We start from the raw sequence: 24,403 nt of genomic DNA on the forward strand, positions 1-24,403 counted from the left end.
GCCCCGGCGGCGTCAGCCGGTGAGCCGCCAGGTGTCCAGCGCCGTCCGGTGCGTCCGCTCGCCCTTGCCCATGGACCAGGCGCTCTCGCGCCACGAGAGCTGGATCGCGTACTCCGTGCCGTCCTCGGCGACGTAGCTCTGGTTCAGGGCGTGGATCTCACGGCCCGACTTGTCCGTGTAGGTGTACTCCCAGAGGGCCCCGTCCTGCCCCTCGAAGGTGTTCTCCTCCAGCCGGACGCGCTGGTAGTCGGACTTGTCCGGCGCCTTCTTCGTGTGGTCCTCGATGTTGAGGAAGTTCTCGTACGAGGTGTAGGGCGCGGAGGTGACCACGCCGACCAGGAACTCCTCGCGCCCCGCACCCGCGTACGTGATCTGCCCCGGCCGTTCGGGGTCCACCGCCTGCCGGGTCCAGCCCTCGGGGGCCGCGAAGGAGAACCCCTCGGGGTCCGTCACCCGCTCCGTCCCCGCGGGGGCGGCGTCCTCGTCGGCCGCTCCCGCCTCGTCGCTCTCGCCCGGCATCCGGGTGTCGGTCCCGGGCTCCTCGGAGGCCGGCGTGCTCGGCTGCTCGCTCGGCTCGGCGGAGGAGTCCGCCGAGGAACCCGCCGAGCGCTCGTCGTCCTTGGACGTCACCGCGGGCTTGTCGCCGTCGCCGTCCTGCCAGAGAAGGATTCCGGCGGTCGCGCCACCACCGATGAGGAACGCCCCGGCGAGCGTCGCCACCCAGAGCCTGGCCCGGCCACGCGGCTTGGCTCCCGGGGGCTGGTGCCCGATCCGCACGGCGTGCGGGCCTGGCGCGGAGACGGTCCGCTCATACGGAGACGGAGACGGAGACGGAGAGGGGGACGCGGGCGGGGGCGGGGGCGGGGACGCGGGCGGAGGCGACTGCGGGGGCGGCCCCTGGTCGAAAGCGGGCGCCTGGGTGCTCGCGGGGGCGCCGGGCACCGGAGGCGCGCCGGGTGCGTACGCGGGCGCGGCCGGGCCGCCGCCCTGCCCCGACATCCGCAGCAGATAGGGCGCGATCAGCACGGCGGCGAAGATCCAGAGCAGCCCGAAGAGCAGCACCTCGGGGACGCTCAGCCCGACTTCCACGCTGCCGTCGCCCTGTGCGCTGTCGAGTCCCGTGCCTCTGCCGGCGGCGCCGGACACCTCGACGCGGAGGCCGCCGACCGCGGCGAGCAGCAGGACGAGGCCGAAGAAGACACCGCCCGCGAGCAGTTGCTCGCCCCGGCCGACGCAGCGCCGCGCGGCCAGCAGGCCGATGGTCAGCGCGCAGACCAGGCCGAGGGCGAGGGCGCCCACGACGGCCCAGTCGTTGGTGACGTCGCCCAGTTCGGAGAGGCCGAAGGTCTCGCTCCTGGAGTCGCCGCCGTACAGCGAGCTGCGGCCGCGCACGGCGACCTCCGACGCGGCGCCCCAGCCGAGGCCGAGCGCGGTGATCGCGAGGTTCGGCAGGATGAGCAGGGCGACGAGGAGCGGCGAGATGTCGTCGTCGTCCAGGTCGGTGGCCCGTTCCAGGTCGTCGATCTGCGCCAGGCTGACGAAGGCGACCACCGAGCAGAGCACGAGGACCACGGCGAGGGCGCGCACGGCGGTCCCGGTGGCACGCAGGAGGGCCTGCACACCGGGGCGCGGAGCGGCACCCGCGCCCCAGTGCACGCCGTCACGGCGCAGCACCGCGCAGGCGACGAGGAGCGCGAGGACCAGGGAGCCGAGCGTGGACAGCGCCGGGGACGAGGACAGTTCGATGCCCTCGATCTCCGGCTGCGCGAAGAGCGCGAGGCCCAGCGTGCCGGCGGCCACCAGGAGCGCGACGCGGACGGCGGCCTCCCCGCCGGCCGTGCCGCCCGGGACACCGGCCTGCCCGTACTGCCGTGCGACGAGGCGGCCGCGCAGAACGCGTACGCCGATGAAGAGCGCCACCAGCCACAGCACGGTCACCGTGAGCGGGACGAAGTGCAGGGAGGCGGCGCCCTCCATGGTGGTCGCCGCGTCGGAGCCCGAGCCGAAGCCGCCGGAATCGCCGAAGCCGCCGGAGTCCCCGAAGCCTCCGGAGTCGCCGAAGCCGTCCGAGTCGCCGAAGCCGCCGCCCCCGGGCCGCGTCTCGTGCCCCGACACCTCGAAGCCGCCGCCCACCGACTGGAGCAGCAGGGCGAGGCCGATCCGCAGCCGGTCCGTGAAGCCGACCACCGTGTCGTCGTCCTGGCCGTACGAAGGTATGGCGAGCGCGATGCCGCTGAGGAGCAGCAGCGTGACGGGCCAGAGCGCGGCGAGCGCGGACCCGGCCCAGTCCCCGCGGAACGTCCGCCCGAGGAAGGCGCCGACCGGTGAGGGCGCGGCGGGGGCGGCCGGGGTGAAGGCGGGCGGGGGCGGGGTCCCCGGTGCGGGCGTCGGCGGGGCCGCGGGGGCCGGGGGTGCTCCCGGCGCGGGCGGCGGCGCGGAGGCCTCGGGGGCCGGCGGGCGTTCCTTGCCGCACTTCATGCAGAAGCGGGCCTCTTCAGGGCCAGCGGCCCCGCAGTGTGGGCAGTACGACGCCATCAGAACGCTCCGTCATAGTCCAGGCGATCTCCCGCGAACGGGAAAGGACCGACCCCATAAGAGCCGCATAAGTTTTGGCGGGGTCGTATCAACGGACACATCTTGCCCGCTGACCGGTTCCCCGCCGGTCCCAGATCCCTGTTCTCAACTCAAGCGTTATCCGCCGGGGTTCGGCGGCCCGGTCCGCAAGCGGCTCCGGTCCGGCCCCGCTTGAGGCGTCAGCCCTGCTTGAAGCCGCGGTGCAGCGCCACGACGCCGCCCGTGAGGTTCCGCCACGCCACCTTCGACCAGCCCGCGTCCTTCAGCAGCGCGGCGAGCGCGGGCTGGTCGGGCCAGGAGCGGATGGACTCGGCGAGGTAGACGTACGCGTCGGGGTTGGAGGACACGGCGCGCGCGACCGGCGGCAGCGCGCGCATCAGGTACTCCTCGTAGACCGTGCGGAACGGGGCCCAGGTCGCGTGCGAGAACTCGCAGATCACGACGCGTCCGCCGGGCCTCGTCACGCGGTACAGCTCGCGCAGCGCCGCGCCGGTGTCCTGGATGTTGCGCAGCCCGAAGGAGATCGTGACGGCGTCGAAGGTGTCGTCCTTGAACGGCAGCTTCGTCCCGTCGCCCGCGGTGAACGGCATCCACGGGTGGCGCCCCTTGCCGACCCGCAGCATGCCGAGCGAGAAGTCGCAGGGCACGACGTACGCGCCTGCCCGCGCGAAGGGCTGCGAGGACGTGGCGGTGCCGGCGGCCAGGTCGAGGACCTTCTGCGCCGGGCGCGCGTCCACCGCCTTCGCGACCTCCTTGCGCCAGAGGCGGGCCTGGCCGAGGGAGAGCACGTCGTTGGTGAGGTCGTATCGTTCCGCGACGTCGTCGAACATCGTTGCGACTTCGTGCGGCTGCTTGTCCAAGGAGGCTCGGGTCACCCGGCCTATTGTGTCAGCCGGGGCTTCTCTCTTTCTTGCGGGCTTCTCCACGGGCGGTGGGCTTCTCCACGGGCGGTGGGCTTCTCCACCGGCGGCGGGCTTCTCCACCGGCGGCGGGCTTCTCCACCGGCGGCGGGGTCCTTCGCCTGCGGCGGGCCTTCCTCGCGGGTGCGTCTGCCCTGTGGCCGTCTCTTCGGCGGGTGCGGGTGCGTCGTGCTCGCTCGCGCAGTTCCCCGCGCCCCTTACGGGGCGCACCCCGCGGCGGAGCCGCACACAGACACAGCCCCGCGCCCCTCACCGGGCGCCCCACCGACATCGCTCGCGCACCCCGCGGCGAAGCCGCACACAGACACAGTCCCGCGTCCCTTACCGGACGTCCGCGCTTCGTCAGTGGGCCCTGTACACCAGTCTTCCGGCCACCACCGTCGCCACGCACGTTGCCGCGCCCTTGTCGGCCAGGTCCGCTCGCTGCTCCACGTCGAAGATCGCGAAGCGGGCCGGGGCGCCCTCGGTGAGGGGTGGGAGCAGGATCAGGGGGGTCGGGGAGAGGGACGGGGGGCCCGGGAGGGTCGGGGGGCGGTGGCCCAGGGCCAGGCCCGCGCGGCGGACCGCGTCGAGCGCCGGGCGGGCCCGCAGCTCCCCCGCGACCGCCACCGTGCCGTGGGCCAGGAGCCGCTGTACGCCGCGACGGGCGCTCGCCCCGAGCCGGGAGGGGTCGGCGCGGAAGATCGCGCGGGCCCGCTCACCGCCGATGGGCGCGGTGCCGAGCCGGTCGGCCTCGCGGGGGTCGGGGTGGTAGGTGGCCTCAAGGAGTTCGGGCCCGTAGGGGTTGAGCAGGCCGGGCGTGAGGATGCCGGGCCAGCGCCGGACGCGGGCGCCGGGGTGCGCGGCGGCCAGCTCCTCGTACGGGCCGACGGCGGCGAGGGACGCGCCGTCGGCCAGCACCGCCGTCCCGGGCGAGCGCTCGGCGACGTGAAGGGTCAGCAAGGCGGCCTCAGTTGGCGCTGAGGAGCTTCAGCTCCGGGTGCGCCGTGCCGCCCTCGATCGCGACGGACGAGATGTGCGAGGCGACGCGGTCGTCGACCGGGTCGTTCGCCGGGTCGTCGTGGACGACCAGGTGCTCGTACGTCGTGGCGCGCTGGGCCGGGACGCGCTCGGCCGTGCGGATCATGTCGATCATCTCGCGCAGGTTCGAGCGGTGCTTGGCGCCGGCCGAGGAGACGACGTTCTCCTCCAGCATGACCGAGCCGAGGTCGTCCGCGCCGTAGTGCAGGGTGAGCTGACCCGCCTCCTTGCCGGTGGTCAGCCAGGAACCCTGGATGTGCGCCACGTTGTCGAGGAAGATCCGCGCGATGGCGATCATGCGGATGTACTCGAAGATCGTCGCCTGGGTGCGGCCCTTGAGGTGGTTGTTCTCGGGCTGGTACGTGTACGGGATGAAGGCCCGGAAGCCTCCGGTCCTGTCCTGGACGTCGCGGATCATCCGCAGGTGCTCGATGCGCTCGGCGTTGGTCTCGCCGGTGCCCATGAGCATGGTGGACGTGGACTCGACGCCGAGGTTGTGGGAGATCTCCATGATCTCCAGCCAGCGCTCGCCGGACTCCTTCAGGGGCGCGATGGCCTTGCGCGGCCGGGCGGGGAGCAGTTCGGCGCCCGCCCCGGCGAACGAGTCGAGCCCCGCCGCGTTGATGCGCTGGATCGCCTCCTCCACCGACACCTTCGAGATGCGGGCCATGTGCTCGACCTCGGAGGCGCCGAGGGAGTGGATGACCAGCTGCGGGAACTCCCGCTTGATCGCGGAGAAGTGCTTCTCGTAGTACTCGACGCCGAAGTCCGGGTGGTGACCGCCCTGGAACATGATCTGCGTCCCGCCGAGCTCGACGGTCTCCGCGCAGCGGCGCAGGATGTCGTCGAGGTCCCGCGTCCAGCCCTTCTTGGTGTCCTTCGGGGCGGCGTAGAAGGCGCAGAACTTGCACGCCGTCACACAGACGTTCGTGTAGTTGATGTTGCGCTCGATGATGTACGTCGCGATGTGCTCCGTACCGGCGTAGCGCCGGCGGCGGACGGCGTCGGCGGCGGCGCCGAGCGCGTGCAGCGGGGCGTCGCGGTAGAGGACGAGCGCCTCCTCCGGAGTGATCCGCCCACCTGCGGCGGCGCGGTCGAGGACGGACTGAAGCTCGGCCTTCTCGGTCACCGGGGCGTCCCTTTCGTAAGGGTTGTGGGCGTACTGATTCAGCGTACGCCAGGGTCACCGGCGGCCTTCGGGTAGCCCGGGGTAGCCCGGGGCGGCGCGGTGCCGGGCAGCGGGGTGGCCCGAGGCGGCCCGGGTCAGGCGGAGTACGCCCCGAGCAGGACGCCCACGAAGGCGCCGCCGATCAGGAAGGGGCCGAAGGGGATCGCCGTCCTGCGGCCCGCGCGGCGGGCGATGACGAGCCCCACCCCGTACACCGAGGCGAGCAGGAATCCGGCGAAGGCCCCGAGCAGCAGCACGCCCCAGCCGTACCAGCCGAGCACCGCCCCCAGGCACAGCGCGAGCTTCACGTCGCCGAAGCCCATGCCGTCGGGGCTGATGAGGAACAGCACGAAGTACGCCCCGGCCAGCGCGAACGCCCCGTACAGCGCCCCCGGCCACGCGCCGCCGTGCTCGGGCAGCAGCGCGGCGACGGCGAGCAGCACGAGCGCGGCCCCGCCGAGCGGCAGCGTCAGCACGTCGGGCAGCCGGTGGACGGTGAAGTCGACGACGGCGAGCAGTACCCCGAAGGGCGCGAGCACCAGCCAGACGCCCAGCTCGGGCCGCGGCCCGGTGGCGGCGGCGAGGGCCGCGCAGACGAGCGCGGTGGCGGGCGCCACCACCCGGGTGCGGGGCCCGAACCAGTCCCCGCCCCCGGCCCGCGCCAGCCCCAGCCAACCCCTCAGGGGCATTCCCTGCGGGCTCTCGGCGCGCCAGCTCTCCTCGGGCGGCACGGAGAGCCGGTAGGCGGCGCGCGGCACGAGGAGCCCGGCGAGGGCGCCCCAGAGGGCGCCGGTGAGGACGAGGAGAGGGAGCACGTGCGGTCACCTCCTGCGATACGGGGAAACGGACGGGCGGGCGGGAGACGTCCGCCGCGCGGGGGCGGTGCGGTGAGCAGGTGCGAAGGGGTCACCCCGCGGCGGAGAGCCCCTCCCGCCAGGCGGGCAGCAACTCGTCCAGCAGGGCCTCGGTCCGCGGCGGCAGCCCCCGGGCCCCGCTCCGGGCCAGGAGGTCCGCCGCGACCTGCCGGAGCCGCGCGGAGTCGTCCAGCGCGTGCGTCGCCCGCAGCAGCTCGTTCCAGAGCCGCTCGTCGCGCGGCGCGGAGCCGAGCGCCGCGTTCAGCGCCTCGATCGCCTTCTCCGCCCGCCCCTTCTCCAGGTGGAACTCCGACAGGGCGAGCCCGATGTCGGCCACGAGGAGCGGGAGCTGCGCGTCGATGATCTCGTGCGTGAGCCACGCGTAGCGGCCCTGCTGCCGGTCGGCGAGCAGCGGTCCCCGTACGAGGACCAGCGCGTCGGTCAGCATCCGGCCGCGCACGGCGCGGTTGCCTGCGCCGCGGCCCTGCGTCGCCTCGTGGTAGAGCGAGCGCAGCACGTCCAGGTCGGAGACGACGGAGGTGGCGAGGGTGAGCCGCCCGTTCTGGTCGGACCGCAGCCGCGGCGACCCGTCGGGGTCGGTGCCGAGCCACTCGCGCAGCCGGTCGACGAGCGCGTCCCGTACGTCCTCGGTGACGCCGCGCGGCCAGAGCGCCGAGGCGAGCACCCGGGGGTGCACGCCCTCGCGGTGCAGGAGCAGCAGGGCGAGCGCCTCGTGCAGCAGCGGGCTGCGCTCGCCGTCGGGCGTGTCGAGGCCGATGATCTCGTACGTGCCGACGAGGCGGGCGTAGACCGCGGGCCTGCCCTGCTCGGTGACGTCGACGAGGAACGGCGGTGCCGCGCCCGCGGGGCCGTCGTCGGGGCCGGGGCCGTCCTCGCCCTCGGGGTCGGCGTCGGTGAAGAGGCGGACCACGGCCCGCCGCTGCGCCTCGGGCAGCGTCTGGGCCGTCAGTTCGAGGCCGAGCAGCGGGGCGAGCAGCTTGCCCTCGGGGGTGATCTCCATCTCCCAGGCGGCGCCGGGCAGTTCGCCGGAGTCCGTGCCGACGAGGTAGCCGATGCCGAGGCGCCCGGCGTCGGAGGCCAGCTCGGCGAGCTTGCCGGCGTCCTCGCCGCTCGGCCGGTCGGCGAGCAGCACCAGGTGCGGGGCCCAGCGGGTGTGCTGGGCGGGACCGGTGCGGCCGGTGAGCACGGAGTCGTGCCCTGCGGCGCCCAGCGCGCCGCGCCGCTGCCGGGTCTCGGCCTCCATGGTCTCCAGGAGGGCGTCCACGTCCTCCAGGTGCCGCAGCCGGTTGGGCGCGAGCGGGGTGAGGTCCTCGCCGAAGCCGACGAGGGTGATGGTCATGCGGTCCGACCAGCCGTTGGTGGCCAGTTCGGCGGCGACCGACGCGAAGACGGCGGCGCGGTCGGCGGCGCTGCCGCTCAGCGACACGATGCCCGGCACCGACTCCAGGTTGAGCAGGAGCCGCGAGTCGTCGAGGGTGCCGAGGCTGACGAGGCCCGGGTAGGGCGCGGCGGTGTCCACGTCCTCGTACCGCTCGGCGTCGGCGCGGGCGATGACCCAGAACGTCTCGTCCTGGCCCGGCTGCCAGGGCGCGGGCGGGCGTCCGGCGGGCGCGGCGAGCTGGAGGTGCAGGTCGCCGTTGCTCAGCCAGGCCGCGTACACGGTCGGCAGCGCGCGGTTCTCCTCGGCCAGCGAGGCGGCGAGGCCGCGCAGCGCGAGGCCGAGCAGGCGTACGCCCTCGGGGTCGGCGCCCACGAGGAGCGCGTCGTGCACGTCGGCGGCGTCGCCGGTCGGCGTCGGGAGCCGCATGCCGCGGCGCCCGGTGACCGCGCCCATGGCCGACTGCCACAGGGCCTGCCTGCGGCGGCGGCCGAGTGCGGCGAGCAGACCGGCGGCCAGCAGGGGCGCGCCGATGACCGCCTCGGGCAGCCCGAAGCCGGAGCCGTCGGCCGCGTCGCCCGCGGTGGCCGCGGGCGTCTCGGGGGCGGCGGGCGTGGCGGGGGTGCCGGGGCGCTGTTCGGGGAGGGTGATGTGGGCGGTGTCGCGGTCGACGGAACCACCGCCGCCCTGCTCGCCGCCGCCCTGCCGGTGGTCGCCGGTCCTGGCGTAGTCGGAGATCTGCTCCTTGACGTCCTTGGAGACCTCGGGCGCCTCGTCGGGCATCTCGACCAGCTCGCCGCCGTGCGCGTCGCCCGGCATCTCCATGATCCAGCCGGGCCTGATGAGGCTCGCCTCGGAGAGCTTGGAGCCGTCGGGCTGCTCGCGGTCCTTGTTGAGCCGGTAGATCTCCTTGTACCTGCGCCCGTCGCCCAGGTGCCGCTCGGCGATCTCCCAGAGCGAGTCGTGATGGCGCCCCTCCGGGGGCTGGATGCGGTAGTACTTCGTGTCCCCGTCCCGGCCGCTGCCCGCGTGCGCTGCGGCCCGGTCGGCCTGCGCGGCGAGGGCGTCGGCGGCAGCGGCCGCCTGCCGGCCCTCCTGCCCGAACAGGCCGGGGATCTGCTGGGCGCTCGCGGCGGACGCGGGCTTCTGGTTGCCCTCAAGGGACTGCCCGAACTGCGAGAGGCCGGGCGCGAAGCTCGCCGCGGTGGCGCCCACCAGGAGCAGCGCGGCGACGAGCTGACGGGCGAGCAGCTGGCTGCCGCCCGCGCCCGGCACGCGGCCCGGGATGCCGACGCCGGACAGCGCGGCCTTCATCTCGACGAGCACGCAGGCGGTGAACTGGGCCCAGGCGAACCAGACGACGACGGTCAGCACGTTGATGAACGTGCTGACGGTGATCTCCCGCTGGAGCCAGCTCAGCGACGGCGCGCCGCCCGGCAGCGGCCACCCCACGAAGACGACGAGCGCGCCGGGCACACCGACCAGGAGCACGGCCAGCGCGACGAAGGCCAGGAAGGCCTTGACGAAGTCTCCGAAGGTGCGCCGGCGCCCCGGCAGCGCCTGCGGCGTGCGGTTCCGCGGCGGCTGCGGGTTCGGCGGGCTCGTCGAGCGTGAGGTGGTGCGCGCCATGGCGGGTGTCCTGGTGTCCTGTGGGAAGGAGTGGGTGGGCGGGGTCGTCGCGGCTCCGGCGAGGTGCTCCCGAGCCTACTGAGCTGATGGTACGGATGGTGCCGATGGGCAGACAGGGGCCGCGTCCCGGCGGCCCGCCGCGGCCCTCAGCCGACCTGGTTCTCCGCGACGGCGCTGCCCTTCACCGTGACGTCGCCGCCGTAGAACATGCCGGTGAAGACGGGGCTGTAGGTCATCCGGACCTCCACCTCGACCTGTTGGGCGTTGGCGGTCACGCAGCGCGTCGCCGCGGCGTCCGCGCCCGTGAGGCCCGCCTCGCGGACGAACGCCTGGGCCCGGGCGCCGCAGTTCTCGTAGTTGATGGGAGCCCCCTCGGCCCCTTCGTAGATGCCCTCGGTGTCGAGGTCCTGCGCCGCGTACCGCGCGGCCTGTTCCGCGATGTCGGCGGCGCGCTCCCGCTTGGAGATGGAGAGCCCGCCGTCGATGACGAACGCCGACAGCGTGAGGAAGACGATGGCGAAGATGATGACGGCACCGGCGCCCGAGCCCCGGTCGTCCAGGTGCGCGCGGCGCGACGCGAGCCACGCGCGGACCGGCGGATGACGTCTCACGCCGACCTCCGGTACGGGTCGAGCGGCGAGCTGAAGCTGGCCCTCAGCGTCGTCGGGACGTCCAGGCCGAGCATCGCCAGCCCCTTCACCCGACAGCTGACCTCGACGGTGAAGAACGGGTCGACCTCCTCGTCGAAGCCCGTGCTCTTCTGGATCACCGACACGGGGCCCGAGCAGACGTCCGCGAGGTCGGCCCTCGCCGCCTTCTCCGCCTCGGCGAGCGCCGTGCCGTGCTCCTTCTGGATCGACCCCGCGCGGGCCGCGTCGCGCGCCGCCCCGTCGATGGCGCCCCGCCCTTCGACGAGCTGGCCGAAGGCCACGAGGACCAGGATGAACAGGATCATCACCGGAGCGAGGATCACGACCTCGACGGTCGAGAGCCCGCGGTCGCCGCACCGGGCGCGGAGGGCGCGTGTGCGACGCCACGCGCCGGCCACCGCGTCACGCATCACTCGTTCTCCTCGACGAACCGCTCGACGGGCCCCGACGACTGGGCGTGCACGGTGAAGTCCAGCCCGGGGAAGACCATCGGCACCTTGGCGGTGATCTCCACGCCGACGGTGGTCGCTTCGGGCTGGATGGTGCGCACGTCGGGGTCGATCACGAGCTGGGGGCCGAGCTGGCGGATGTAGGCGTCGGCGACGTCGCGCGCCTCACCGCGCCAGCCGCCCGCGTTCTCGTCGGCCGTGGCGCGGGCCTTGCGCGCGCCCGCCTGGGCCGCCGCCTGGGCCACGTGGTCCGCGAAGAAGTACAGCGCGAACTGCACCGTCGCGAAGATCATGAAGAACAGCACCGGGGTGAGCAGCACGAACTCGATCGCCGTCATGCCGGATTCACCGCGGGTGGAGGCGGCCTCCACCCGGCGGCGCACGAAGCCCCGTATCCCGCGCATCCCGCGCGTCCCCCCTCGCACCCGGACCCCGTCCCCCTTCTCACCGCTCGCACGGTTCACACCGATCGCACGGTCCACACCGCTCACGCCGCCGAAAACCCGCGGGTCAGCAGGTCTTGCCCGCGTCGGCGCCCTCGATGCACTTGCCGACCTTGTCCGCGCCGCCCTTCAGCGCGGCGTTGATGATCGCGGCCACCACGCCCACGATCGCCACGACGACCGCCGAGATGATGACCCACTCGACCGCCGAAGCGCCGCGGTCCAGCTCACCGGAGCGGGCGCGCTGGACGCGGCCCTGAAGGAAGGTGATGACGAAGTCCAGGCCCGGGTCTCCGGTGCTGAAGTCACGCCCGTGCAGGCGGTTGAGGCCGTTCGGTCCGTTCATGATGGTTGTCCTCTCAGGAGTGGTGGGGGGATGCCGGGCCCCGTGTGTCCGGCACCGTCGTCGCTGTCGTCTCTGCCGTCCGGGGGACGGTGCCGCTACACCTGGAACACGCGCATCGCCGCCGGGAAGATGAGGAAGACCAGGAAGCCCGCGCACAGCAGGAGCTGCGCGACCAGCATCGACTGCGATTTCTCGCCCGCACTGCCCTCGATCTCGGCGAGTTCGCGGTGCCGCATCGTCTCCGCGCGGGACGCGAGCGACTCGCGCACCTTCGCGCCGTCGTCCGCCACCAGTGCCAAGGACGCCGACAGGTCCTTCAGCTCCTCCACGCCCAGCTCCTCGCCGAGCGCGCCGAGGGCCTGCCACTGGCTGACACCGGTGATACGGGCGTCGGCGAGCGCGCTGCGGATACGCTGCGTCGCCCAGCCGTCGGACACCTCCGCCGCCGCCATGAGCGCCTCGGGGAGGCCGCGCCCGCCCGCGAGGCTCATCGACACCAGGTCCAGGTAGGCGCCGATCACGCGGCGCAGGTCGCGCCGCTTCTCCGCCGCGTCCCTGCGCACCTCCACGTCCGGCAGGAAGAAGAAGAGCACGCCGAACATCAGCGCGAGCCAGACCGGGATGATCGGGCTGCGGCCGACGCCGAGCGTGTAGACGATGACGAAGAGGAACGGACCGAAGAACAGACCCGCGCCGGCGAGCAGCACCTTCGTGGCGAGGAACTTCTCCCAGCTCCGGTCGAGCACCGCCAGGTCCGCGCGGAGCGAGCGCAGCTCCCAGCCCTGCTGGAGGTAGAAGTCGGCGACCCGCGCGCCCACACGGGCCCGCAGGGAACCGATGCGGCCGGGCTTTTCCGCGTCGGCGGACACCCGCTGCGACTCGTACGCCGCCCCGCGCGCCCGCATCGCGTCGATCCGCGCGACCGTCGCGACGGCGCTGCGCTTGGACGGCATCAGGGCGCGTACGAGGGCGAAGACGCCGAGGCCCAGCGTCGCGCCGATCACTATCGGCATCGTCAGGTTCATCGGCGTACCCCCTCGGTCGGGCCCGCGTAACCGGGCAGGCCCTGCTGGGCCTGGAGCGGCGGCTGGGCCTGCTGCGGCGGCTGGACGGGGGCACCGGGGCCCCGCGGGCGCACGAACTGCACGCCCGGCTCGTCCTTGACCAGGAAGCGGTCCGGCGTCTCCACCGTCGAGAGCTTCCGCAGCCACCAGAAGCCCAGCGCGAACAGGGCGCAGACCATGGCGAGCACCAGCTGGCCGACCGGCGTGCCGTAGGGCTCGACGAACTCGCGGTTGAAGATGGACAGGCCGAGCACGAAGGCGATCGAGACCGCCACCACGATCTGTACCGAGCGGCGGGTCGAGGCGCGCTGCGACATGACCCGCTGGCGCATGTCGACCTCCTCGCGCGCGGACTTCGCGAGCGCCCCGAGCACCTGCCGCAGGCCGGGGCCGCGCAGCTTGGCGTTGAGGATGAGCGCGGCGACGATGATGTCCGCCGAGGCGTCGTCGATCTCGTCGGCCAGGATCTGCAGGGCCTCGGGGAGCGGGGTGCGGGCGCGCAACCGGTCCACCAGGGCGTCCAGGTGCGGGCGGAGGACCGGGGCGGCGGCCCGCGCCGACGCGGGGATGGCCTGTTCGAGGCCGACCGCGCCCGCGATGGTGTCGCGCAGTGACTCCGTCCAGGCGGCGAGGGCCTCGACGCGCTTCATCTGCGCGCGTTCCTCGGCGGCGCCGCCGAACAGCTTGTCCCAGAAGAAGACGAGGACGCCGGCGGCGATGCCCGCCACCGCCCAGCGGGTCAGGAGCAGGACGACGAGCCCGACGCCCGCGGCGAGCGAACCGCGCTGCCCGGCGAACCTGAGCAGTTCGCCGGCCCGCTCGCTCGCCCGGTGCTTCTCGTGCGCGGGCTTGGCGGGCAGCCCGCGGAGCGCGACCACGAGCAGCGCGAGACCGCCGCCGACGGCGATGCCGCAGCCGAGCGCGTACAGGACGGGCATCGAGAAGAGCCCGCCCATCGTGCCGAGGGAACCCACGGCGAGCGAGGCCGCGTCATGCGAAGCCGCGTCGTACGAGGCCGCGGGGACCGCTGTTACGGGTGTGTTCATGTCGTGCTCACCCCCACTGCCCGGCGGGGCGGTAACCGAACGCGGCCAGGTCGTCCATGCAGGCGATCGGCGCGTGCGCGACGACCCGCCCGTCGGGGGCCTCCGCGAAGACCTCGCTGGACAGGACGCGGCCGTCGACGCCGTTGACCTCGCGGACCGAGGTCACCATGCGCTGCAGCTTGCCGCCGGACTGGTAGTTGTTGCGCCGCTGGATGAAGACGACGAAGTTGACCGCGCCGGCGACCAGCATCTGGCTCGCCTCGATGGGGAGCCGCTCGGACGCCTGCAACGCGTACGTGGAGATGCGGTTGAACACCTCGCTCGAGCTGTTGGCGTGGATCGTGGAGAGCGAGCCGTCGTTGCCCTGCGACATCGCGTTCAGCATCGTCACGATCTCGTCACCGAGGACCTCACCGACGATGACGCGGGAGGGGTTCATGCGCAGCGAACGGCGGACCAGCTCGGCCATCGAGATCTCGCCCTGGCCCTCGGAGTTGGGCAGGCGCTCCTCGAAGGCCACGACGTTCGGGTGCAGGTCGGCGAACTGGTCGAGACCGAGTTCGAGGGCCCGCTCGACGGTCACCAGGCGCTCGTGCGGCGGGATCTCGTTGGCGAGGGCGCGCAGCAGCGTGGTCTTCCCCGCGTTGGTCGCGCCCGCGATCATGATGTTCTTGCGGGCCCTGACCGCGCAGGCCAGGAAGTGGCCGATCTCCGGCGTCAGCGTGCCGTTGCCGACGAGGTCGGACATGAAGACCTTGCCCATGCGGGCGCGGCGGATCGAGAGCGCGGGGCGGCGCGTGACGTCCATGACCGCCGAGAGCCGCGAACCGTCGGGCAGCCGCAGGTCGAGCTGCGGGTTGGCGGAGTCGAAGGGGCGCGACGACAGACCGGAGTACGCGCCGAGCACCTGGATGAGCTCGACGAGCTCCTCGTCGGTCTCGGCGACCGGATCGGCCCTGACCTCACGGCCGTCGGCATATCCGACGAAGACCTGGTCACAGCCGTTGATGTCGATGTTCTCGACCTCGGGGTCGTCGAGCAGCGGCTGGAGCCGTCCGACCCCGAAGAGCGCGGCGTGCACGGCGGCCGCGTACTGCTCCTCGGTCTCCGCGTCGAGGGGGGTGCGCCCGGCGTTGATCTCCGCGCGCGCGTACTCCTCAAGGATCTGCGCGATGACGGCGCGGGCGTAGTGCCGCTCGTCCTCGCCCGACATCGGGGTGACGCCGGAGAGCTGGTCCAGGCGGCGCTGCTCGGCGATGCGGTCACCGGCGTCCTGCCGGAACCGCTTCACCAGCTGGTGATCGACGGGAGCGCTCATCGGCCCGCCCCGGGGTGCTGCGCGGCGGGGTGGGCCCAGGCGGCGCCGTACTGCTGGTACAGGTCCACGGTCACCTTGCGCGCGGACCGGATGAGCAGCGACTTGTCGAGCCGTCCGCGCTTGCGTCCGGCCAACTGGTCGGCGCCCGCCGGGTCGTCGGCGAGGGTGCCCACGACCCGGGCGCCGGTCTGCGCGGCCACCAGCATGTCGTTGACCTGGTGGACGAGCTTGGCCGACGTCGAGGGGTCGGTGATGAGCAGGACGCCGATGAGCGGCGTCGCGAGGGAGGCGGCGCCCCGCGGGCCGCCGTGCAGCTTGGCGGCGAGTGCGGCGGCGCGGTCGCGCACGCGGGCGAGGGACTCCGGCTCGGTGCGCGCGACGAGCAGGACGAGGGCGGCCTGCGGGAACAGTTCGACGGCCGGGGTGTCACCGCTGACGCGCCCGCAGTCCGCTATGACGTCGGCGGGCGCGTGCGGCGAGTCGGCGAGCTGGGAGAAGGCGCGGCCCAGGGTCGGCCAGAGCCCCGCGAGCCCGGCCGCCTGCTCGGCGACACCGAGCCCGACGAGCACTTCGAGGCCGCCGCTCAACGGCTGTACGTGGTCCCAGAGTTGGTCGGGCACGAGGCCGCGCCGCGCCGTGGCGGCGATGGAGAGCATGCCGGTGTTGGGGTTGAGGGGGCCGCCGTGCGCGGCGGCGCTGCGGTAGACGAGGTCGCCGCCCGCGGGGTCGGTCTCCGCGACGAGGACGCGGCGCGGCCAGACCGCGGCCAGCGCGACGGCGGCGGTGGTGACGCCGGGCGATCCCTTGTCGGCGGCGAGAGCGATGAGCGCCATGTCTCTGGTTCTCGCCTCTAGTTGCCGTGGGACGGGACGCGGACGATGACGACCTTGCCCTCGGAGGCGGCGCTCGCCAGGGCCGCGACGTCTTCCTGCGGGACGAGGAGGGTGACGTTCTGGTTTCCGGTGCTGACGGTGGCGTCGCTGGTGTCGGCGACGGTGCTCACCTTGGCCGAGGCCACGAGCGGCGTACCGCTGGTGGAGCCGGAGCCGCTGCCGCCGGAGCCCTTGCCGGAGGAGGCTCCGGAGACGACGGGGTAGGCGGCGACGGTGTCGCCGGACTTCACGTCGGAGGGGTACTGCCCCTCCTTGAGGGAGAGCCCGACGGATGCCTTGCCCGCGGGCAGCGCCGCCTTGGCGCCGAACATCTCGCCGACGACGACCGTGCCCGGGTAGATGGTGCTCTTGGCCTTGAGGGCCTTGAGCTGACCGAGCTGTTCCTTCTTGACGAAGTTGGCGGAGCTGTCGTCGTTGACCATCACGGTCGTGGAGTTGTCGTCGGTGACGGCCTCACCGGCGGGGATCTCCTTCGTCACCTTGACGACCTCGATGCGGTCGCCCGCGCGCAGCACGAGCACGGTGGCGCCGAGGGCGCCCACCAGGATCAGCAGGACGGCCAGAGCGGCCAGTGCCGGTTTGCGCTCGCGAGGCGGCGAGGGAAGGCGCTCACCGACGCCTGGCTGGGCCGGCGTGGCGGAACGGTTGCTGCCCGCCCCCATACGCTCCTGGATCTTCACGCAACTGCTCCCCGCACGCCCAAGAAGATTCGGTCATTTCTCGTCATTCGCGACACTCGCGGCTCTCTCGCCCCGCCCGGTTCCGGCTCGCCGCCGGACAGCGTTCCGGCTGATCAGCCAAGGGCCCAGTGTCAAGCCATCGCACCGTATCAGCAGCACATAAGCCCCTCAAGGCGCGTTCTGGATCGCGAAGCCCAGGGGCCCCACGGTCATCCGCGCGCACTCAACTCTCCCCCGTTTCCCGTGCGATTCCGGCCGTTTCCCGCTGCGGAGAACCGGCATTCCCGCGCATACGCGCACACGACCGGCCGCCCGCATACGCGAACACGTCGCACCCCGCAGCGGTGAACGCGCGGTCCGCCGAAGGCGGCTCACGCCACCCCCGCTCCGGCGGCACCGGCCGGGCCATGATCCGTCGGCCACCAGGACGACGCCGCGGGAGGCGTGGCCGGTTCCCGCCCGCCACGACCGCCTCACGGGCCGACAGGCGGCAACGCGACGCCCACAGGGAACACCCTCACGCTCCGGACGCCCCGCCCTCCGGGCCACCCCCACTCCTCGGACGCCCCACCCTCCGGACGCCCCACTCTCCGAGCGCCCCCACTCCTCGGACGCCCCACTCCTCGGACGCCCTGCCCTCCGGACGCCCCGCTCTCCGAGCGCCCCCACGGAACGCCCCCGGCTCCTCCCCACAACCCACGCAACTCCCCCTGCCGCCCGTCCTCCAAGGGCCGCCGCGCGGCCTCACTCCCCGGTCGCGCCGTCGATCCGCTCCCTGAGGAGGTCGGCGTGGCCGTTGTGGCGGGCGTACTCCTCGATCATGTGCGTCAGGACGTACCGGAGCGAGTACGCGTCGCCGCGGAACTCCACGGTGAAGTCGAGGGAGTCCAGGCCGTCCACGAGGGCCCGGGAGCGGGCGCACTCGGCGCGCCAGACGGTGAACGCCTCGTCGGCGTCGGCGTCGTCCACGTCGAAGTCGGCGTGCTCCCCGGGCACCCGCCCCTTCCAGTTGGCCCTGACGGCCTCCTGGCCCAGCACGTTCCTGAACCAGCTGCGCTCCACCTCGGCGAGGTGCCGCACCAGCCCGAGCAGGGACATGTCGGAGGGCGGCACGGCCCGCTCCTTGAGCTGCCCGGCGCTCAGCCCCGCGCACTTCATCGCGAGGGTCTCGCGCTGGTACTCCAGAAACGCGGCGAGCGAGGCACGCTCGCCAGCGTCGGCGTGCGGGGGCTCCACCCTGAGGGGCGGGGCGGCTGTCCCTGGGGTCGGGGCTGTCCTCGCGGTTGTCTCCGGGGGTGTGGCCGGGGGCGTGTTCGGGGCGTGGGCGGGCTGGGGCCGGGGGGTTTCTGGCATGGGGGCATCATGCCCAGGGGGCCGCGGGTGGCGCTCGGATTTCCCGCCCACTCCTCCACCGCTCCATCACTCGCCGCCGACGACCCTGGCGAACGCGTCGCGCACTTCAGTACCTTCAAGTGGCTTGAGGAACTGTCGTCCCACCGGGAGTCACACGTGAACCGCAGGTACATCCGGCCCGTAGCCGTCTCGCTCACGGCCGCCGCAGCCCTCTTGCTCACGGCGTGCGGAGGTGACGGCGGCGGCTCGGACAACGACAAGATCGCGGGCGCTGACGAGGCCGGCGCGGGGAAGAGCGCGTCGCCGGCAGGCGGCAAGAGCAAGACCCCCGACGCCATCGACCGCCCCAGGATGACGTTCCCTTCGGACGTCGACCTCGTCTTCGCCGACGCCCAAGTGTCCGATCCGGACCAGGCCGCGGCCCTCGGCGACGCCCAGAACTTCGTACGGGCCATCCGCTACGGGATCGTCGAGCAGGACGTGAACGACGCCGCGTACAAGTTCTACTCGGAGTTCAAGAGCCAGGCCCAGACGTACGCGAAGGACCAGATCGAGCAGCGGGTCGACAAGGGCCTGACGATCAGCGGAAAGATGCGGTTCTCGCGGATCAAGGTGACCCCCGCGGAGAACAAGGAGTCGACCGTCGTCTCCTTCTGCGCCGACAGCACGAAGCTCTACAGCAAGGAAGTGAAGACCGAGAAGGTCCACCACACGGAACCGAGCCTGAGCGACTACTACTCCTGGCAGGTACTGATGAAGCCCTCCAAGAACGCCGAGGGGCTTTGGCGGGCCCAGAAGGTCCAGGTGAAGGAGAAGGCACAGGAATGCCGGTGACCACGCACATCACGGGGAAGGCGCGCAGGGCATCCGTCCTGCTGGGCGCCGGTGCGGCTCTGCTGTTCGCGTCCGCGGGCCCGGCTTCGGCCGGGGAGGACCCCGGAATCAGCGACAGCAGTACGGCGGCCACGAAGAAGGACGACACCATCGGCGCCGTGGCGCGCATCAAGTACACGACGTCGGGCAAGAGCGGAGCGGGCACCGGCACCGTCACGTCGGTCGACCCCAACTGGAAGCCCCCGCCGTGCTGGTACGCGCCGGAGTGGAAGGCCAAGGAGTTCCGCGACTTCCGCAACCGCCTCTACTTCACGGCCCGGCACGATCCCGACGCCCCCAGTGACGCTCTGAAGGACATGTCGGACGAGAACCGGAGCTATGCCGAGGACGACTACAACATAGACAAGGAAGACGACGGGATGTGGTGGGGCGCGCAATTCAGCCCCGACGCCACGCTTGAGGAACAGCAGCAGTGCAACAGGCCCCCTTTCTGGGCCGACAACGGCGAGCCCCCCGACGTCCCGAACGTCATCAGCCCCGAGATCCTCGCGGGCCTCGCCTACAAGCAGATCACCGTCCCCGGCACCAAGGTGGACCTCGCCCCCGACGGCGCCTCCAAGGTGAACCTCCCCACCTGGGCCTGGCTCGACAAGGGGGAGTTCAAGCCCGTGTCCGTCACGGCCGAGCTGGACGCCGGGCCGCTGCACATCGAGGCGACCACGACGGCGAAGCCCGTATCGCTCACGATCAAGCCGGGCACCGACGACGCCAAGCTGCTGCCCGCTTCCGGCACGTGCGAGATCAACGACGACGGCTCGATCGGCGAACCGTACGCGAAGGGCAAAGCGGGTCGGACACCGCCGTGCGGCATCGTCTACGAGCGCTCGTCGGGCCAGGGAACGTACGACCTCCAGGCCACCGCGACCTGGGAGATCACCTGGGAGGGCACGGGCGGCGCGCAGGGCACGCTGCCGAACGGCGAGTACGGCAACGACCAGCCGGTGAAGGTGGAGGAGATCCAGTCCGTCAACCGGTGAACGGGCGACGCCGCCCGGCGGCCGGCACGACGCGGTGCCATACGGTTGCTGCGGCGCCGCGTCCACCGGCCCCACGGCCGGACAGCAGGTCAGATGCCGCCGCGCCGCCGGCGGAGGTCCGGCGGCCCGTCGCCACGAAAGACTGAGGTACTCACCTTCCATGCCTTCCTACGACAGCTCGCGGGCACGGTTCCGGCTGGCCGATCGCCACATCGCGGTGTTCGCCCATCTCCTGGACGGCGAGAACCCGCCCGACGAGCTATGGCCTTCGCTGGGTGAGCTCATGCAGATCGGCCTGGTCGGCGAGGAGGGCGAGCTGGCGCCGGTCCTCAAGGACCTGCTCGGCGCTCTGGCATCCCCGCTGCTCCTCGTGACCGTGGAGGTCACCGGTGAGCACGGCACTCTCCACCACGGAGCCATCGTCGGCCGGAACGCCGTTGTCGCGCATGCGGCCTGGCCGGGCGAGGAGGAGTCGGAGTACACCCCGATCGCCCCGCACAGCCTGGTCTGGGAGCTGGCCCGTACGGTCAACCTCCAGGCCGACGACCAGGCCGATTCGGCGGTCACCCGTATCGAGACGACGATGGGCGCGCTCGACGCGGCTCTCTCCGCACTCGAACAGTGCGAGGGCGACGAGACCACGACCAGGGACCTCATCCGCAAGGCGCTGACCGGGGCGGGCACGCCCGGGGAACCGGAGCTGACCGAACTGACCGAGCTGGTCATGGCCATGAACGCGATGTGGCGCATCACCACCACCTGGGACGGCACACACGAGGGAGAGCGGGCCGCCATGGTCCGGGCCCTTGCCGTATGGGACTGCGGGCCGCGCGGCTACTGGGTCAGGGAGAAGCCCGAGGAGCCCATAGTCGAGGGCCGGATCGGGCCCGAGAGCGAACTCGTCCTGGTGCGCGCGAGGAGCGGGAAGATCTGGGAGCGGATCACCGGCCTGCTCCCGGACAAGGAAGACGTGGTCGACTACTGAGGCTTCCGACCGGCGCCCCCGGGGTGCCGACGGAACGACCGGGCTCGCGAGGCCATGCGCGAGCCGACGCGGACGAGACTCGCGCGGAGTGACTCAGGGGCGGGTGGACCAGGGCGGGGCTTGGCGATCGGATCTTCGACGCGACCGACGTCTCTGAGTACGCTCATGTCCCCGGCAGTGGCTGCACCCCAGAGGGAGGCGCCGGGCCACAGGCGTCCCACCCGTACCCCCGTACCTCCAGGGCGTCGCACGGCACCGACGAGAAGGAGGGAATCGGACGTGGCCGACCCCGAGCTGCAAGAGCTGAGCAAGCGGGCCACCCAACTGCGGAGCCTCGCGGATCACATCGACGGTCTCGCGGACTCTCCCCACACATACGCCACCACCACGATGAAGAAGTGGGCGGGCCCGCACGCGGACCACACGCGCGGCGAGCTGAAGAAGTGGCAGACGAGATGCCACAACGTGGCGGAGGAACTCCGCAAGGAAGCCCGCGAATGCGACAAGACGGTCGAGGAAGCCAAGAAGCCCTAGCTTGCGCTTCCGGCACTCCCGGCGCGGGCGCCACAGCGTCGGTGAGCGCTGACGGCGAGCAGACGTCTCCGCCGCTCCGCCCCGGTTCGTTGATCTATCGAGGCAAATGCCCTGTGCGCCAAGCCGCTTCGCACTGGCGAACCAGGAGCCCCGTCGCTAGCGTCAGTCCTCTGTAGTAACCCTCGCCCCTTGGGAGTCGACCGTGATCCGCCGCACCTGGCAGCCGCCGCCATGCCACCCATGGGCGGGGCCCGTCCGCTGAACGGCAGGAACCGGCGAGGGCGGCACCTGCCGCGCTCCTGAGCACATCAATACGTCAATCGCCTACAACGGGGGAAGCACATGGCAGACGAATTCCGAGGGATGAAGAAGGAGGAGGCGCGCAAACTCGCTGCCGCGCTGGACGTCGCGGGCGGCGCCCTCTCCATCCAAGGCCCCCTCATTTCCGGCCTTCTCGCCAAGTGGGACGGCGACCAGGGAGACCTCGGAAAGTTTCCGGCACAGTCCACCTGGTCCCAGGACCAGGCGAAGGACATCCGGCGGCGGATCGGCATCCTGGACGCCGACCCCAAGGCCGAACTCATACTCATCGGAATGACCGGCGTTCTCGATACCTGGCAGAGCGTGAAGGACAAGAAAGGGGAAGTCGGCGAGTACGTCGACGAGCTCAAGGAGCTGAAGACGCATGTCACCGCCCCTCTCAAGCTCACCAAGATCGCATCCGGCATCGAGGCATCGCTGCAGCTCTTCCAGCGATGGAAGCAAGGCGAGAACGTCAAAGCGGCAAAAGCCGTCCTTGAGCTGAACAAGTACTTCGGTGTAACGGGTGACCGGCTCAAGCTGAAGAACATCGAGTACCTCCGAGAGGTTCTCAAGCTCAAGCAGATCGAGGGCCTGTACCAGCAGCCGTGGAAGTGGCAGCAGGTGGCCCGGAAGTTCATTACGACGAAGCTGAAGATCCCGCTCCCCGCAACCCTGTTGAACCAGGCACCGGGACTCAGCATCCTGGACCGGATCAGTCTCCCGCTGGCTGCCCTGCACGGCACGAAGCAGCTCTTCCTCCCCGACCACAAGGGCGTGCTGGGCGGATTCGACCGCGGGATGGGTGGTCTTGAGCTGGCCGGCGCCGGTGCTGTCGTGGCCGGCGAAGGGGCCGCACTGGCACTCGGCGCGAGTGCGGGCGTCGCTGCCGCCGTGCCCGTGGTCGGTTGGGTGGCACTGGGCGTAGCAGGTGCCTACTTCCTTGGAACCTACGCCTATGACAACAGAGAAGCCATCAAGCGGAACGCGAAGAAGGCTTGGAACGCGACAACGAAATGGGCCGGGGACACAGTGGACAAGGGGAAGGAGATTGTGGACGGCGCCAAACATGCCGTGACCAATCTCGTACCCGGCTCCGTGCGGAAGTTTGGCTTCTGGTGATCAGCACTCCCACTGTCGTGATGCCGTGAGCGTCCCGACCGCCGTCACCGTCTATCAACGAACAGAGCGTTAGGAGTATCGAGTGCCCCACCCTGAACTGGGGATCGAGCTGGAGAAGTTCCGCGAGTTCCTCGGGGACGCCTTGTCCGAAGGAGGCACCCAGCCTCTGATCCAGCTCACGGACGAAGAACTGGCCGTGCTGGACCCGAGCGCGCTGGACGAGGTCATAGCGCCTACTCCCCATCTGGCCACCTTGGAGGCCGAGCAGCGTGAATGGGTGCTGGCGACCGCCATCCGCTCACTCGCCTCCCGCGGCGCCATAGAGATCGCGAACATTCCTGAGCTCGACGCTCTGATGCGGTCCGAGGGGCAGTTCGAGAAGGGGGGCACCGCGGATGTCGACATGCGGATCAGCCTCGACGTCGACCTCGCTCTGGTTCTGCGGCGAACCGCGAGCAGCGCACTCGCCGTTGAGCAGCAGACCTCCAGGGGCAGCGTGCATGGATTCGTCTATGTGCACTCCCCCGCACTCATGCTCATCGAGCAGGTGACCGGTGGGGGCATGCACATCTTCACCCTCGCCAGCTCGGCCGAGGACGCGGCCAAGATGATGCAGGTTCTGGTCGACCCGTTCGGCGTCGCGGACAAGGACAGCAAGACACATCAGCTCGACCCGACGGCCATGACCAGTGACCGGGTCGACGGTCCGCTCGGTGAGGCGATCGACAACGCTCTGGTGGTGAGCCAGTTGATCGTACTCGGGGACGAGCCCGGTCCACTGGTGACCGCATACGCGACCGAGAATTCCGTGTGGACCGTGCGTGTCGACAAACCTCGCGCTCCCAGCGGTGTGCAAGCGAGATCTGTCAGCGATCGTTCCCTCAATTCCGAGATCGTTCGCCTGATCACGATGCCGGCCGAGTAACGTCTCGAACACCACGGAGGGGAGCGTACCCATGAGTGAACGCGTCGAAGAATGCAGAAGAGACCTGGTCAACCTGAAGCGGTTCGCCGATGAAATCGATCGGACGCTCGACGCTGTAGACGCGACCAGTGGCCACGACGTATGGAAGGGGCCGGCGGCTGATAACTTCCGGGAAGAATGGGGGCGCAAGCGCAAAAAGTTGCACGACGCCCTCGACGCCGCCCGAGGCCAGCGCACAAAGATCCTCCAGCGCGTACAGGAGGAAGAAGAGAAGAAGAAGGCGAACAACAAGTAGGCGGTGACCACTCACCGCCTCCCTGCAACGTACCGATAGGTTCCCCATGGTCGATAGCGATCCGCGAGTTTACGAGGCGACCTTTCTCCGCACGCCCTTCCAGCTCCTCTCGGGCGCAGGATGGAAGAAGCTGGTGGCTCTCCGCGTGGACAGCGAAGGTGTGCTGCTCGGCGGAGCCCCGGCTCAGTACGGCAAGCAAACTGCGTTTGCGCCATGGAAAGACATCCGCTCCGTGGTCCTGTGGTATCAGAGAACGGCGGGCCGGGGCATCAATCACATCGGCCTTCGGCGCCACCCGGAGGCTCCGCGCCTCGCCGGCCCGAACAGCAAGATGACGCCGCAGTCAGCCGCGATGATCGCCCCACATGTGGAGTACGACCTTCTGCTCGACAGTCGGCCGATCAATTTCTGGCGGCTCGACCCTGAGAAGCTCCAGGCCGCGGTCGATGCATTTGCACCCAGCGTTTCCGTACTGGTCTACAGGCAGACAGAGCAATAAAGGGCCCTTTGAATCGGCCACCCGCTGTCGGCACAGCGGCCACCAGTGAAACGTTCGACGACAGCA

At 71.6% G+C, this 24,403-nt stretch carries 24 protein-coding genes; 8 read left to right on the top strand and 16 right to left on the bottom strand.

Annotation, left to right across the window (positions count from 1 at the left end):
* Window positions 1-12: 12 nt before the first annotated feature.
* The 16 genes from AB0I16_RS05915 to AB0I16_RS05990 all read right to left on the bottom strand — a co-directional run bounded on the left by AB0I16_RS05915 (window position 13) and on the right by AB0I16_RS05990 (window position 17,806).
* Window positions 13-2,535, bottom strand: coding sequence for a zinc ribbon domain-containing protein (locus AB0I16_RS05915; protein WP_363248058.1), 2,523 nt, complete (start codon window positions 2,533-2,535; stop codon window positions 13-15).
* Between the two features lie 218 nt (window positions 2,536-2,753).
* On the bottom strand, window positions 2,754-3,449 hold the full coding sequence (locus AB0I16_RS05920) for a demethylmenaquinone methyltransferase (protein ID WP_363248059.1): 696 nt from the start codon (window positions 3,447-3,449) through the stop codon (window positions 2,754-2,756).
* Between the two features lie 387 nt (window positions 3,450-3,836).
* Window positions 3,837-4,436, bottom strand: coding sequence for a hypothetical protein (locus tag AB0I16_RS05925; protein WP_363248060.1), 600 nt, complete (start codon window positions 4,434-4,436; stop codon window positions 3,837-3,839).
* 7 nt (window positions 4,437-4,443) lie between these two features.
* Complete coding sequence (mqnC, locus tag AB0I16_RS05930) at window positions 4,444-5,643, bottom strand: cyclic dehypoxanthinyl futalosine synthase (protein ID WP_363248061.1); 1,200 nt, start codon at window positions 5,641-5,643, stop codon at window positions 4,444-4,446.
* A 134-nt stretch (window positions 5,644-5,777) separates the two neighbouring features.
* Entirely contained in the window at window positions 5,778-6,497 is a 720-nt protein-coding gene (locus AB0I16_RS05935) for an A24 family peptidase (protein ID WP_363248062.1), read from the bottom strand.
* 91 nt (window positions 6,498-6,588) lie between these two features.
* Window positions 6,589-9,564, bottom strand: coding sequence for a BTAD domain-containing putative transcriptional regulator (locus AB0I16_RS05940; protein ID WP_363248063.1), 2,976 nt, complete (start codon window positions 9,562-9,564; stop codon window positions 6,589-6,591).
* A gap of 146 nt (window positions 9,565-9,710) precedes the next feature.
* A complete protein-coding gene (locus tag AB0I16_RS05945; RefSeq protein ID WP_363248064.1) occupies window positions 9,711-10,175 on the bottom strand; it encodes a pilus assembly protein TadG-related protein in 465 nt (154 codons plus the stop codon).
* The gene (locus AB0I16_RS05950) at window positions 10,172-10,624 is read right to left on the bottom strand and encodes a TadE/TadG family type IV pilus assembly protein (protein ID WP_363248065.1); all 453 of its coding nucleotides are present in this window, start codon (window positions 10,622-10,624) and stop codon (window positions 10,172-10,174) included. Before AB0I16_RS05950 ends, AB0I16_RS05945 begins: the two co-directional genes overlap by 4 nt.
* Window positions 10,624-11,067, bottom strand: a complete 444-nt coding sequence (locus tag AB0I16_RS05955) for a TadE family protein (protein ID WP_363248066.1) — start codon at window positions 11,065-11,067, stop codon at window positions 10,624-10,626. Before AB0I16_RS05955 ends, AB0I16_RS05950 begins: the two co-directional genes overlap by 1 nt.
* Before the next feature lie 106 nt (window positions 11,068-11,173).
* Window positions 11,174-11,425 carry a hypothetical protein gene (locus AB0I16_RS05960; protein WP_363248129.1) on the bottom strand — a complete coding sequence of 84 codons (252 nt, stop codon included), beginning with the start codon at window positions 11,423-11,425 and terminating at the stop codon, window positions 11,174-11,176.
* A 122-nt stretch (window positions 11,426-11,547) separates the two neighbouring features.
* On the bottom strand, window positions 11,548-12,477 hold the full coding sequence (locus AB0I16_RS05965) for a type II secretion system F family protein (protein ID WP_363248067.1): 930 nt from the start codon (window positions 12,475-12,477) through the stop codon (window positions 11,548-11,550).
* A complete protein-coding gene (locus AB0I16_RS05970; protein ID WP_363248130.1) occupies window positions 12,474-13,472 on the bottom strand; it encodes a type II secretion system F family protein in 999 nt (332 codons plus the stop codon). Before AB0I16_RS05970 ends, AB0I16_RS05965 begins: the two co-directional genes overlap by 4 nt.
* A 97-nt stretch (window positions 13,473-13,569) precedes the next feature.
* The gene (locus AB0I16_RS05975; protein WP_363248068.1) at window positions 13,570-14,880 is read right to left on the bottom strand and encodes an ATPase, T2SS/T4P/T4SS family; all 1,311 of its coding nucleotides are present in this window, start codon (window positions 14,878-14,880) and stop codon (window positions 13,570-13,572) included.
* A complete protein-coding gene (locus AB0I16_RS05980; protein ID WP_363248069.1) occupies window positions 14,877-15,713 on the bottom strand; it encodes a hypothetical protein in 837 nt (278 codons plus the stop codon). Before AB0I16_RS05980 ends, AB0I16_RS05975 begins: the two co-directional genes overlap by 4 nt.
* Before the next feature lie 17 nt (window positions 15,714-15,730).
* A complete protein-coding gene (locus tag AB0I16_RS05985; protein WP_363248070.1) occupies window positions 15,731-16,453 on the bottom strand; it encodes a hypothetical protein in 723 nt (240 codons plus the stop codon).
* Window positions 16,454-17,197: 744 nt separating this feature from the next.
* Window positions 17,198-17,806, bottom strand: coding sequence for a DinB family protein (locus AB0I16_RS05990; RefSeq protein WP_363248071.1), 609 nt, complete (start codon window positions 17,804-17,806; stop codon window positions 17,198-17,200).
* Between the two features lie 9 nt (window positions 17,807-17,815).
* On the opposite strand from AB0I16_RS05990, the gene AB0I16_RS05995 reads away from it, so the two are divergent.
* From AB0I16_RS05995 to AB0I16_RS06030, 8 genes are all read left to right on the top strand, one after another.
* Complete coding sequence (locus tag AB0I16_RS05995) at window positions 17,816-18,640, top strand: hypothetical protein (protein WP_363248072.1); 825 nt, start codon at window positions 17,816-17,818, stop codon at window positions 18,638-18,640.
* Window positions 18,631-19,677 (top strand): hypothetical protein, encoded by a 1,047-nt coding sequence (locus tag AB0I16_RS06000; RefSeq protein WP_363248073.1) that lies wholly within the window; start codon window positions 18,631-18,633, stop codon window positions 19,675-19,677. The genes AB0I16_RS05995 and AB0I16_RS06000 overlap by 10 nt, the downstream gene beginning before the upstream one ends.
* 160 nt (window positions 19,678-19,837) lie before the next feature.
* Window positions 19,838-20,662: a hypothetical protein gene (locus AB0I16_RS06005; protein ID WP_363248074.1), complete on the top strand. Its 825-nt coding sequence runs from the start codon at window positions 19,838-19,840 to the stop codon at window positions 20,660-20,662.
* Window positions 20,663-20,941: 279 nt separating this feature from the next.
* Window positions 20,942-21,196 (top strand): hypothetical protein, encoded by a 255-nt coding sequence (locus AB0I16_RS06010; RefSeq protein WP_363248075.1) that lies wholly within the window; start codon window positions 20,942-20,944, stop codon window positions 21,194-21,196.
* Window positions 21,197-21,538: 342 nt separating this feature from the next.
* Window positions 21,539-22,618 (top strand): hypothetical protein, encoded by a 1,080-nt coding sequence (locus tag AB0I16_RS06015; RefSeq protein ID WP_363248076.1) that lies wholly within the window; start codon window positions 21,539-21,541, stop codon window positions 22,616-22,618.
* Between the two features lie 82 nt (window positions 22,619-22,700).
* Window positions 22,701-23,543: a hypothetical protein gene (locus AB0I16_RS06020; protein WP_363248077.1), complete on the top strand. Its 843-nt coding sequence runs from the start codon at window positions 22,701-22,703 to the stop codon at window positions 23,541-23,543.
* A gap of 31 nt (window positions 23,544-23,574) precedes the next feature.
* Complete coding sequence (locus AB0I16_RS06025) at window positions 23,575-23,838, top strand: hypothetical protein (protein ID WP_363248078.1); 264 nt, start codon at window positions 23,575-23,577, stop codon at window positions 23,836-23,838.
* Between the two features lie 46 nt (window positions 23,839-23,884).
* On the top strand, window positions 23,885-24,337 hold the full coding sequence (locus tag AB0I16_RS06030; protein ID WP_363248079.1) for a hypothetical protein: 453 nt from the start codon (window positions 23,885-23,887) through the stop codon (window positions 24,335-24,337).
* Window positions 24,338-24,403: the final 66 nt, after the last annotated feature.

It is taken from the genome of Streptomyces sp. NPDC050703 (assembly GCF_040654435.1).
In the GTDB taxonomy this organism is placed as follows: domain Bacteria; phylum Actinomycetota; class Actinomycetes; order Streptomycetales; family Streptomycetaceae; genus Streptomyces.